This is a genomic window from Acinetobacter sp. YH01006, assembly GCF_013420445.1.
GTDB classification, from domain to species: Bacteria; Pseudomonadota; Gammaproteobacteria; order Pseudomonadales; family Moraxellaceae; genus Acinetobacter; species Acinetobacter pseudolwoffii.
In genome coordinates this window covers 1-11,806 of the sequence record NZ_VOYB01000034.1, presented here as the reverse complement: position 1 = coordinate 11,806, position 11,806 = coordinate 1, and the positions used below count along the sequence as shown (strand labels likewise).

General features: G+C 43.2%; 9 protein-coding genes and 3 pseudogenes. 7 read left to right on the top strand and 5 right to left on the bottom strand.

Annotation, left to right across the window (positions count from 1 at the left end; genetic code table 11):
* Positions 1 to 252 precede the first annotated feature (252 nt).
* Positions 253 to 390: a transposase gene (locus FTT73_RS16440; protein ID WP_373686444.1), complete on the bottom strand. Its 138-nt coding sequence runs from the start codon at positions 388 to 390 to the stop codon at positions 253 to 255.
* A gap of 284 nt (positions 391 to 674) precedes the next feature.
* Positions 675 to 818 carry a hypothetical protein gene (locus tag FTT73_RS15120; protein WP_180191620.1) on the bottom strand — a complete coding sequence of 48 codons (144 nt, stop codon included), beginning with the start codon at positions 816 to 818 and terminating at the stop codon, positions 675 to 677.
* Here FTT73_RS15120 and FTT73_RS15115 point away from each other — a divergent pair.
* The 7 genes and pseudogenes from FTT73_RS15115 to FTT73_RS15085 form a co-directional block, all read left to right on the top strand.
* Positions 800 to 1,138: pseudogene (locus tag FTT73_RS15115) on the top strand (transposase); the annotation flags it as partial. The gene FTT73_RS15120 and the pseudogene FTT73_RS15115 overlap by 19 nt on opposite strands.
* A gap of 575 nt (positions 1,139 to 1,713) precedes the next feature.
* Positions 1,714 to 3,375 (top strand): group II intron reverse transcriptase/maturase, encoded by a 1,662-nt coding sequence (gene ltrA, locus FTT73_RS15110; protein ID WP_180191625.1) that lies wholly within the window; start codon positions 1,714 to 1,716, stop codon positions 3,373 to 3,375.
* A gap of 104 nt (positions 3,376 to 3,479) precedes the next feature.
* Positions 3,480 to 3,707: pseudogene (locus FTT73_RS15105) on the top strand (transposase domain-containing protein); the annotation flags it as partial.
* Positions 3,708 to 3,852: 145 nt separating this feature from the next.
* Positions 3,853 to 4,935 (top strand): polysaccharide biosynthesis/export family protein, encoded by a 1,083-nt coding sequence (locus FTT73_RS15100; RefSeq protein WP_180191624.1) that lies wholly within the window; start codon positions 3,853 to 3,855, stop codon positions 4,933 to 4,935.
* A gap of 1 nt (position 4,936) precedes the next feature.
* Entirely contained in the window at positions 4,937 to 5,365 is a 429-nt protein-coding gene (locus FTT73_RS15095; RefSeq protein ID WP_180191623.1) for a low molecular weight protein-tyrosine-phosphatase, read from the top strand.
* A 36-nt stretch (positions 5,366 to 5,401) separates the two neighbouring features.
* The gene (locus FTT73_RS15090; protein ID WP_180191622.1) at positions 5,402 to 7,585 is read left to right on the top strand and encodes a polysaccharide biosynthesis tyrosine autokinase; all 2,184 of its coding nucleotides are present in this window, start codon (positions 5,402 to 5,404) and stop codon (positions 7,583 to 7,585) included.
* A 145-nt stretch (positions 7,586 to 7,730) separates the two neighbouring features.
* Positions 7,731 to 9,185, top strand: coding sequence for a capsule assembly Wzi family protein (locus FTT73_RS15085; protein WP_180191621.1), 1,455 nt, complete (start codon positions 7,731 to 7,733; stop codon positions 9,183 to 9,185).
* A gap of 400 nt (positions 9,186 to 9,585) precedes the next feature.
* On the opposite strand, the gene FTT73_RS15080 is transcribed toward FTT73_RS15085, so the two are convergent.
* The 3 genes and pseudogenes from FTT73_RS15080 to FTT73_RS15070 form a co-directional block, all read right to left on the bottom strand.
* Positions 9,586 to 11,169: an IS66 family transposase gene (locus FTT73_RS15080; protein ID WP_159516858.1), complete on the bottom strand. Its 1,584-nt coding sequence runs from the start codon at positions 11,167 to 11,169 to the stop codon at positions 9,586 to 9,588.
* A gap of 74 nt (positions 11,170 to 11,243) precedes the next feature.
* Positions 11,244 to 11,579 (bottom strand): IS66 family insertion sequence element accessory protein TnpB, encoded by a 336-nt coding sequence (tnpB, locus tag FTT73_RS15075; RefSeq protein WP_000618087.1) that lies wholly within the window; start codon positions 11,577 to 11,579, stop codon positions 11,244 to 11,246.
* Positions 11,576 to 11,806, bottom strand: a pseudogene (locus FTT73_RS15070) (IS66 family insertion sequence element accessory protein TnpB); the annotation flags it as partial. The pseudogene FTT73_RS15070 and the gene tnpB, both read right to left, overlap by 4 nt.

Below are 11,806 nucleotides of genomic sequence, written 5' to 3'. Positions count from 1 at the left end.
TAATTAAATAGACAAAGATGATAAATTCTTCAATGGACATAACTGTAATTTTATTTTCTTGGTCGAAATTAAAGTGAGGTTATGTCCTTCTCATTTCAATGACTTAAAAAGTTGAGATTGGCGTAAAGAAATGCTGTAGCGTATATTTTTTGTGAAAATCAATGAGCAATAGCATTTTTCTCCGGCACAGATGGCAAAGGTGCATCTTTTTTGGCTGGAGTCGGGTGAAGCATGACAGGAAAAAAAGTCAGTCTATGGACTAGATGGGGTTGTTAATGCAGGGGGTATTGATCTGGACTGACGAATCCATTTATGCAACAGATTGGCATTGATTTGGTGTTGCATTACGACCTTTGCCACTGATGTATTTGGCTGCTGGCATTGCTGAATAAGTTGATTTTTAAATTCAGCCCTGAAAGTTCGACGGGGCTTTTTTTAGCGTTGGTGTGCTATCTATCACTGTCTTTAAATCCATAAATAGGTGTCCACTTAAAATTTAGTGGACACTATCGCGGTATTAATGTAAGCGTCCGCTGAACCCCACTTTTCTTATTTTCTCAATATCCCGATAGTGTCCATTATTTATTAAATGGACATTATGTTTATGGCCTTAGACACTTTTATAGACACTGAACAAACGACAGAAAGAACCCGCAGAATCTTCGCAACTGATTTTAAACAGCACCTGGTCGAGCTTTGCCTGCAGCCAGACACATCGGTGGCTGCATGGCGGCAGAATCTTCGCAACTGATTTTAAACAGCACCTGGTCGAGCTTTGCCTGCAGCCAGACACATCGGTGGCTGCATGGCGCATGCACGTCGTAAATTCCATGAACTGCATGTGACCAGGAAAAGTCAGATTGCTGAACAGGCATTAGTGCTGATTCAGAAACTGTATGCCATAGAAGCAGAACTCAGGAAAAAGACCGATGGTACAGCAGAACATCGCCGCGAATACCGGCAACAGCATAGCCAACCGGTGATGCAACAACTGTATGAATGGCTCAACCAACATTATCTGGCGGTGCCATCGAGTTCTCCAACTGCCAAGGCGATCAATTACAGCCTAAAACGTTGGCAGGCACTCTGCCGCTATCTGGATGATGGCAATTTGCCTATAGATAATAACTGGATTGAAGTGCGACACGAAGTCGCTTAATGAAGTTGTTCCCCCTACGGGAACCACCCGTGTCACCGGGTGAATCTAGAAGGCTGAATAAAGAGCGCCTTCGACAATGTAACGAGGCACCGCAAGGTGCGGGGTATCAATCGTGAGAGGCGTACCCTTCTGGCAGCCATAGCCGGACAAGGGCTAGATAATCGGTATGGTGAACACATGTGAATCTGCGTAACGATCGTTAAGTTGAACGAGCGGAAATGGCTGATACGCTCGAACCAAAACGGTAATGGATGTGGAAATTGCGTCTTTCGATTACGCATTCGTGACCCATACGCCTCCCGGTCGATAGCAGGCACCTAAGCCGATGTACTTCAGTAAGCGGAACGTGGAAATCCCGTATTACTCCCATTGGGAAAGCAGTTTGCAAAAACTGCCCATGGTGATGCGGGCGAAGGAACGAGGAAAAAGCGAATGCCAGTCTGTAATGGGTTGGATAGAGGTTGAAACATTACCCCACGCGAAAGCGGGCTGACGTCCTTATGGTCTCTCATCACAAGAGAGTGTGTAGAACCCTTTTAATGGAGGGAGAGCAAATGAATGCAGCAGTATCAGCGTGTGCACCTTCCAGCACATCGTGGGACAGCATCGATTGGATTGCTGTACAGCGTCATGTCAGAGGGCTGCAAGCGCGTATTGTGAAGGCGGTACAAGACGGCAGGCATAACAAGGCGAAAGCTTTGCAATGGCTGCTGACTCACTCGTTTAGTGGCAAAGCATTGGCCGTCAAACGAGTGTCTGAAAACAAAGGCAAAAACACGGCTGGGGTCGACAAGGTGACTTGGAATACACTCAAGGCCAAGACCGGTGCGATGATGTCGTTGAAGAGGCGAGGTTACACGCCCCTTCCGCTTCGGAGAGTCCTTATTCCGAAGAAAAATGGCAAGATGAGACCTCTCGGGATACCCACGATGAAATGCCGGGCCATGCAGGCGCTCCATCTGCTGGCTTTGGAACCCATCGCGGAGACCATCGCTGATCGGAACTCTTATGGGTTCAGACCGCAACGCTCAACCGCGGATGCTGCAGCACAGTGCTTTGGTGTGCTGTCAAGAAAAGTAAGTGCGGAGTGGGTGCTAGAGGGTGACATTCAAGGCTGTTTCGACAATATCAGCCATGACTGGATGATCGCCAACCTCCCAATGGACAAGGTGATTCTACGGAAATGGCTCAAAGCCGGTTACGTCTACCAAAGCAAGCTGTTTCCCAGTCTTTCCGGAACACCGCAAGGAGGTATTATCTCCCCGGTGCTGGCCAACATGACCTTGGACGGACTGGAAACGATGCTGGCGAAGAGGTTCTCTAACGCCAAATGGACAGGCAAAAAGCTGCAACTGGTACGGTATGCGGATGATTTCATCATCACGGGGTATTCTAAAGAGTGGCTCGAAAATGAAGTTCGTCCTGCCGTGGTTGAATTTCTGGCGCAGCGCGGTCTCGTGCTCTCTCAGGAAAAGACCAAAATCACGCACATAGGGAACGGGTTCGATTTTCTTGGCTGGAACGTACGTAAGTACAACGGCAAGCTACTGATCAAGCCGTCAAAGGCAAACATCAGTGCTCATCTTGACAAGCTGCGAGCATTAATCAATGCAAACAAAGCGACACGACAGGCCACTTTGATCGGTTTGCTCAACCCGATTCTAAGGGGTTGGGCCAACTATCATAGTCATGTCGTTGCCAAGAAGGTTTTCAACCAGGTAGACAACGCAGTGTGGGAAATGCTCTGGCGATGGGCTGTACGTCGCCACCCTCGCAAGACACTCCGATGGGTCAAAGATCGGTATTTCAAAGTACAAGGAGCGCGTCGATGGGTGTTCTCATGTGATGAACAGTCCGCCGATGGTCGGAAGCGACAATACACATTAGTGTCTGCCTCGGACACGCCAATTGTGCGACATATCAAGATCAAGGCTGCTGCTAACCCTCATGACCCCGCATGGGATGAGTACTTCGAATCCCGATGGGGTAAAAGAATGCTGGTCTCCGCAAAGGGGCGAGCCAAGCTGTATCGGGTGTGGCTAAAACAAGGTGGTCGCTGCTGCGCCTGTCTTAAACCAGTCACCAAAGATACACCATGGCACAGCCGTCATATTGTGAAGCTAAGTCATGGTGGAACGGATGCAGTTGCTAATCTTGAGATTTACCATCTGTATTGTCCGAGGAGTGTTCAGTTTGCCAATGTCAACGATGTATAACCGGGTGCCGAATGGCGCCTTAGCAGAGGCTTGAGCCGTGTGCTGGGAAACTCGCATGCACGGTTCTTAGGGGGTTGGACGTAGGTAACTGCGTCTGACTACCCGACAATCAGATGCGCCCCTGGGCGTTGGGACGTAAGAACTGGCTGTTTGCTGGCTCGCTGCGCAGCGGCCAACGAGCTGCCAATATCATGACTTTAATCCAGTCAGCAAAGCTGAATGGACTGGATCCGTATGCCTATTTAAGTGATGTGCTGAAAAGGCTGCCGACGCATAAAGTGACCCAAATAGAAGAATTACTGCCACACCGCTGGAAATCCGACCAAAATTAAAAAATAGGCATGGGATTCAGCGGACGCTTACTCCCTATTTAAAAATTAGAAACATAGTTACAAATTACTATGTATATAACCATAAACTTCGGTAGAATGAATTTGGTCTAAAAATGATTTTAAAAAATTTATAATGGAATCTCACGTGCGACACTTTCAACTAGCTATCTTATTAGCATGTAGCATTACCACGACTGGGTGCGCTGTCACCTCTGGCTTACAAACCTATGACTTACCTAGTGAAGGAATATATCAAACTGATCTAGGTACTTCAGTTAATATTATTAAGCTCACTCAAGACTCTATTTTTGCAGTACAACCCGCTGTACACAATACCTCACAAGACTATGCACACCTATTCAATACTACAAAGACCCAATACACTTTAAGTTCAGGTGATATTTTATCTATTTATTTATGGGCATATCCTGAAATCTCTGACAGTGGCACTAATCCTAAGAGTGGTTATCAAATTGACCAAAGTGGTTACATTCAATTCCCTATTGTTGGTCGCTATAAAGCTGCAGGGAAATCGTTGGCCCAAATTAATCGTGAATTACGCAGCCAACTATCGCGTTATTTAAAAACACCTGATGTCATTGTACGAGTATTATCTTACCAGGGAAAACATTATTCAGTACAAGGCAATGGTGTTAAAAGTGGCCAGTTCTATCTAAGTGATCAGCCTATTAGTATATATGCTGCTTTAGGTATGGCGGGTGGCGTGAATGCTCAACAAGGTGATAATACCTCTATAACATTAGTTCGCCAGGGACATAATTATCATTTAAATATATTAGAATTAGAAAAATCTGGCTTATCACTACATAAGTTGCTTATTCAACCAAATGACACTTTATATGTGAATAACCGTGAAAACCAGAAAGTTTACGTGATGGGTGAGTCTGGGAAAAACCAATCCCTTCCTATGCGTGATCAAGGCATGAGCCTAAGTGATGTCTTGGGTGAAAGCTTAGGGCTTAACCCTCTTTCGGCTAGTCGTAGCAAAGTTTATATAGTGCGTAGTCAACCTAATGCAGTCCACACCGAAGTCTATCAGATGGACTTAACAAGTATTGCTGATTTCGGTCTGGCTAATCAGTTTAAAATGCGTGGTAATGATATTGTCTATGTCGATACTGCTGGTTTGGCACGTTGGCAACGTGTGATTAATCAGATTATTCCATTTTCTGGTCTTATTAATACAGCTAACAATTTTGGAAATTAATATGAGTATTCAAAATATTTTAGTAGTTTGTATTGGTAATATTTGTCGTAGCCCTATGGCAGAGTACTTTTTAAAACAACAATATCCACAATTAAAAATTGAATCAGCAGGTATTTCAGGTTTGACTGGACATACAGCAGATGAAAAAGCTAGTCTCTGTATGCTGCGCTTCGGGATTGATATGAGTTCACATGTAGCTAAAAAATTGAATACAGAATTAATTAAAAAAGCTGATCTAGTTTTAGTTATGAGTCAAAATCAACAAAAGCATATTGAAGAGACTTGGCCTTTTGCTAAAGGTAAAACATTCAGACTGGGGCATTGGCAAGGTAAAAATGTGGCTGACCCTTATCAGCGTGATCAAACCATCTTTGACGATACCTGTCAACTTATTCAGGACTGTATTACTGATTGGAAAAACTATATTTAAGTTTTTTAATATTTTCACTTTTTTGATATTTAAATTATGAGAAAAACCGCCAACACCGAAGATAGCATTGATTTAAAGGAACTACTTTTCTCTTTAATTGCTCAATGGAAACTGATCACCTCATGTATCATTTTAAGTATGATTTGTGTACTACTCTATTTAAGAGTTACACCTTATATTTACAATGTTGATGCACTAATCCAAGTTGAAGATAACAAAGGAGCTTCAGCAGTTTTATCAGGAAATTTATCTTCTACAATTGACCAAATGTCTCCTGCCCAAGCAGAAATTGAAATTCTAAAATCACGTTTAGTTTTGGGAAATGTGATTAATCACCTAAATCTTGATATAGAAATTTCTGGAACAGAGAATTCATTTTGGAATCGTTTACTTAAAACAAATACATATACAACCCAGTATTCAGAAAAATCGATTATTTTTCATGACAATCAAAAAAGCTTTGAAATCCGAGAATTTAGTATCCCAACTAACTTTTTAAATAAAAATCTTTCATTAAATTTTGAACAAGGTAGATATACCCTTACTGATACATCTACAAAGCTGGAAATATTGTCAGCCCCCCTTAATCAAATCAGTCAATTTCAATCTGAACATGGTCTATGGAGGGTAGGAGTTTTTAGTCAAGATCGTTTTAATTCAACTTATAATATTCGCAAACAAAATTTACCTACCGCTGTGTCCAATATTCTTAATCACTTGCAAATTTCTGAAAAAGGTAAAGGAGCTGGCATTATTAGTTTAAACTATCAAGGAACTAATAAAGAGCATATTACCCAAGTACTAAACGCTATTCTAGTTACCTATGGCCAGCAAAACATTCAAAGAAATTCAGCAGAAACAGCACAAACATTAAAATTTCTAGAAGACCAATTACCTGAACTTAAGCAGCAGCTTGATATTGCCGAACGTAAATTTAACCAATTCCGTGAGCAATATGATACTGTTGATATAACTCAAGAATCTAATCTTTATATTTCACAAAGTATTGGGCTAGAAACAACGAAAGCGACACTTGAACAACAAATAGCAGAGACCTCAGCAAAGTACACATCTGAGCATCCAGCTATGAAACAAATGAATGCTCAACTGATTGCTATTAATAAAAAAATTGAAGAATTAAATGCTACTTTAAAACGCTTACCTGAATTACAGCGTCAGTATTTACAATTATTTCGCGAAGTTGAAGTCAAACAGCAATTATATACAGCTCTTTTAAATTCTTACCAACAACTGCGTATTGTCGAAGCAGGTGAAATTGGTAATGTACGTATCATAGATACAGCAGTCGAGCCACTTGCACCTATCAGTCCTCAAAAAATGAGGGCTATAGTTATCGCGTTATTTATAGGCACTTTTATTGGCCTAGTATTAGCCTTATTACGTAATATGTTGCGCAGTGGTATTAAAGATGCAGTTCAGATCGAAAATGAGTTAGATCTACCCGTTTATGCAACTGTGCCACGTTCTCTTATTCAAGAAAGTCGCACCAAACTTCTGAAGAAGAAAAAGAATATCCCAATTCTTGCGGTTAAAGACAGCGGAGAGATTGCGATTGAAAGCCTGCGTAGTATGCGTACCGCAATTCATTTTGCCCTCACCAATGCCACCAATAATGTGATTGCACTTGCGGGCCCTGCCCCTGAAATCGGTAAATCTTTTATTATCATTAATCTGGCTACTATTTTAGCGCAAGGTGGGAAACGGGTACTCGTCATTGATGGTGATATGCGTCGTGGTTATTTGCATAAATATTTCAATGCAGAGCTAAGCCCTGGCTTAGCAGAACTGTTAAATCTTCAAAATAGCTATGAAGATATTGTCCAAAATTCTACTGTAGAAAACCTGTTCTTTGTTACTCGCGGCAAGAGTCCAGTCAATCCGTCTGAACTGTTAAGTACCGATAAATTCAAGGCTTTCCTGGATCAGGCATCTGCTCATTTTGATCACATTTTAATTGATACCCCACCAGTCCTTGCTGTGACCGATGGTATTATTATTGCGCAATATGCAGGGGTCAATTTACTGGTTGCCCGTCATGGAAAAACGCAAATTAAAGAACTTGAAATTACGGTGAATCGTTTTGAACAGGCCAATGTAAAAGTTAATGGCGTCATTCTCAATGATGTACAAAAAGGTGCAGCGGGTAGTTATGGTTATAATTATGCCTATGCCTATACTGCACATAAAGATAATGACTAATCTATTCTAAACTCAAATTTCACACTCTGTCTGAGCAGGGTGTGAAATTATCCTTCCTTACATTTATTGCAAATGATTGTTGTTGAAAAAATCAACTAAAAAACCTATCGTGGTTATAGTTTAAAAGTCCTGAGAATATACAAGAATGTTATCCAAAACACTGCTCGCTACCTTGGCATTAAGTTCTTCCCTCGCCTTTGCACAAGGCATCGTTTTAAATGACCAAAACTTACGTACCGATTTAAACTGGCTCAATCAGCAGGGTGTGATTCAAATCAGTACTTCCACTTGGCCCATCAGTGGTGATGAAATTCAACGTGCTCTTGCCCAAGCTAAAATCAACAATAATATTCAGCAAAAAGTCATTGATACTGTATTAGCACATTTGAATGCCAATAACCAGTCGCTCAAAGCATCCTTATTTGCAGAAACTGATCAAAAAAATATTCCTCAAGCCTTTGGCGATCAGCAAAAAGCGCAATATCAGGCAGGTATCGAGCTAAATGCGGGTAACGAGAACTGGGATGCCAGAATTCGTGTGAATGCAGAAAAAGATCTACAGATTGACAATGATCAAGATTTGAATCTTGAAGGCTCATATATCGCTGGAAAATTATGGAATCAATGGCTGATTGCTGGACAGATCCCGACCCACTGGGGTCCTGCACATGATGGCAGTTTAATTCGTGGTGATGCTAGCCGCCCTGTCTATGGCGTGACGATGCAGCGTGCCGAACAGAATGCTTTTGTAAACAAATGGTTGGCCTGGATTGGGCCTTGGCAATATCAAGCTTTTGCAGGGCAGTTGCAGGATTATGATGCTGTGCCTGATGCCAAACTGATTGGTTTACGTGTCACTGCACAACCCTTGCCTTATTTAGAACTGGGTGCATCGCGTGCTATGCAATGGGGTGGTGAAGGTCGACCTGAAAGCCTGAGCTCACTTTGGGATGCTTTTGTTGGCAATAAAGACAATGGTGGTACAGGTGAACCTGATCCATCAAATCAAATTGCCGGTTTTGATGCACGGTTAAACTTACAACCACTGGTGCAAGTCCCGATGGGTATCTATGCGCAATATGTCGGTGAAGATGAAGCTGGCGGCTTGCCGGCCAAAAAAATGTATTTGGCTGGAGTCGATTATTCATCAAGTTATAACAATATGCCTTTCCAACTGTATACCGAATGGGCAGACACTCGTACCAATGGCAAGGTACAGGGCATTTCCTATAATCATAGTGTATATACCGATGGTTTTTACCAGCATGGTTATCCCTTGGCGCATGCCATAGGTGGTGATGGTCAAATGCTGTCTGTAGGTGGCGATATTCGTTTGGATCATCTCAATCGTGTTAATACACGCATCCTATTTGCGAAATTTGATCAAGCAGCTAATCGACCTGATAGAGGCATTACTAATTTAGCTTTTCCAGCGCAGGATGAATTAAAAGCGCTAGATCTAACCTGGACACATTATCTACGCCCAGATATTCCACTTAAACTGAATGGGTGGGTGGGTGACTCTGATGTACACGGTAACGATGGCGGTGTATCAATTGGTATCGAATTCCCCTTAGAAAAGGGCTTATTTTCTTATTAAGACCTATATCAACACTTAAGTGCGGGTGATAGCGACAACTTTTCCATACCTTCCAAAATACTGATGAAACTGAAAATAAAAAAACCAGCACTTGCTGGTTTTTTATTAAGTATCCAATAATGGTTGGAACTGCCCTACACCGACTGAACCAGTCTTTAAAAGTGATTGACCCCAGCCCGCTGATAAATCAGCTACTGATGAGAGAGGGGGGCAATAATCAACATACTTATCAACTAATATATGGCTCAGTAGCTCAGGACTGGCTATACCTTTTATTAATCACTTGCGTCAGCATCAATTTTCTAACCTGAATGTCACCTTAGTCTCAACCCACTTGTCATACACTTAGTATTTTTTGTAGAACTGTCGTAAGCGTCCGCTGAACCCCATGCCTATTTTTTTAATTTGAGTTGGATTTCCAGCGATGTGGCAGTAATTCTTCTATTTGGGTCGCTTTATGCGTCGGCAGCCTTTTCAGCACATCACTTAAATAGGCATACGGATCCAAGCCATTCAGCTTTGCTGACTGGATTAAAGTCATGATATTCGCCGCTCGCTGGCCGCTGCGCAGCGAGCCAGCAAACAGCCAGTTCTTGCGCCCTAAGGCCCAAGGTCGCATTTGATTCTCTACCCAATTATTGCAAATCGGTAGATTGCCATCATCCAAATAGCGGCTTAAGGCTGGCCAACGCTTCAGAGTGTAATTGATCGCCTTGGCGGTGGGAGAACTCGATGGCACCGTCAGATGATGTTGGTTGAGCCATTCATACAGTTGTTGCATCACTGGTTGACTATGCTGTTGTCGGTATTCGCGGCGGTCTTCCGCTGTACCATCGGTCTTTTTCCTGAGCTCTGCTTCTATCGCATACAGTTTCTGAATCAGCACCAATGCCTGTTCAGCGACCTGACTTTTCCCAGTTACATGCAGTTCATGGAATTTACGACGTGCATGGGCCATGCAGCCCACCTCAATGACCTGGCCTGATTTAAAGCGTGCTTTATAACCACTGTAATCATCACAGACTAGATAACCCTGCCAGCCTTTCAAGAACTCTGCAGCATGCTGGCCTGAACGACTATCCTGAAAGTCATAGATCACCGCCTGAACTGGATTGTACTGTGTAGTGGCATAGGCCCAGACATAACCTTTCTTCGGTTTTTTATCATTCTCACCCATCCGCATGATGGTGACCGGTGTTTCATCTGCATGCAGCACCTGCTGTTGTAGTACCACCTCTTTTAAGGCATTGGCCAGAGGTTCCAGTTCTACACCGCAGCGACCTATCCAGTCAGATAACGTTGATCTAGAAAGCTCGATTCCCGCCCGCTGATAGATCAGACGTTGACGGTACAGCGGTAAATGATCGGCATACTTCGATACCAGCACATGGCTGAGCAGTTCAGGTGAAGCAATGCCTTTATCAATCACATAGGCAGGCATCGCTTGCTGAGTCAGGGTGTCACACTGATCACAGACCCATTTGCCACGCACATGCTGTTCCTTATAGAACTGTGCCGGTCTGAAATGCAGTTTTTCACTGATATCTTCGCCGATACGACGTAACTGGCAGCCACAACTGCATTGGGTTGATGCAGGTTCATGCTCAATACGGATGGTGTGTAGATGATCGGGTAGCAGTCGACGTTTAGGTTTATTGGTTTTGGCTTTCTGTGTCGCTGCATCGGTTTTATCTGCATTTAATCGTTCTAATTCCAGATCAACAGCAGCAATATCTTCTTCAACCGCTTCATCCCATAGGTGGATTTGTTTTGCAGTGAGATGTTCGTTTTTACTGCCGAATTTGTGCTGTTTAAACAGCGCCAGTTCATGCTCGTATTTTTGATTGAGAATGGAAAGATGCTGAACTTTGGCATCTAATTGCTGGTTTGATTGTGCTAGAGACTGATGCTGCAGCGCCAACTGTCTGGTAAATTCCAGCAGTTGTTCATGGGTCAGTTGGCTTAAGTCAGGCAGCGTATTCATGACCGCAGTATGCCTGAGGTCATGAGAAGAATGAAATAGAACGTTTGGAGAATAGCAGAATGGAACAGCCTGGTTTAAAGCATCGTCACCACCTGCTGTCGTCCAATGCGCTGCCAGGGCAAACCCTGGATCAGTGCCTGTAACTGTTCCGGGCTGAGGGCCACGGTTTCACCTTGGTGAACTTGAGCCCAGTGAAATTTGCCCTGTTCCAACCGCCGGGCACACAGCCAGATGCCCAATCCATCATGTACCAGTACTTTCATGCGATGGCCACGTTTATTACAGAACAGGTAAGCACAATGCGGTTTGATGTAGCCAAAGGCTCTCACCACCTGAGCCATGACAGTATCCATCCCTGCTCGCATATCCAGAGGTTGGGTAGAAAGCCAGATTTCATCAATGCGGATCATGTTGCAAGTGCCTTGAGTAATTCTGCTAAAGCAGATATTTCTGATACTTGCCATTTCAAGCCAATTTCTGCTTTTGAGTGGGGTAAAGTAATTTGAACCTTTAACATGTCAGTAGGAGTAGGATCTAATGGTGCAGAGCAAGATAAGGCAATAAATGCAGGTTTATTCGGTAGTGGTGAGCGATCATTCCCTGGCTTAGCATCAATTAAGCGAATCCATTTGGATAC

Coding starts and splice junctions, on each gene's coding strand:
- ltrA (WP_180191625.1), top strand. CDS start 1,714: ATGAATGCAGCAGTATCAGCGTGTGCACCTTCCAGCACATCGTGGGAC.
- FTT73_RS15095 (WP_180191623.1), top strand. CDS start 4,937: ATGAGTATTCAAAATATTTTAGTAGTTTGTATTGGTAATATTTGTCGT.
- FTT73_RS15090 (WP_180191622.1), top strand. CDS start 5,402: ATGAGAAAAACCGCCAACACCGAAGATAGCATTGATTTAAAGGAACTA.
- FTT73_RS15080 (WP_159516858.1), bottom strand. CDS start 11,169: ATGAATACGCTGCCTGACTTAAGCCAACTGACCCATGAACAACTGCTG.
- tnpB (WP_000618087.1), bottom strand. CDS start 11,579: ATGATCCGCATTGATGAAATCTGGCTTTCTACCCAACCTCTGGATATG.
- FTT73_RS15085 (WP_180191621.1), top strand. CDS start 7,731: ATGTTATCCAAAACACTGCTCGCTACCTTGGCATTAAGTTCTTCCCTC.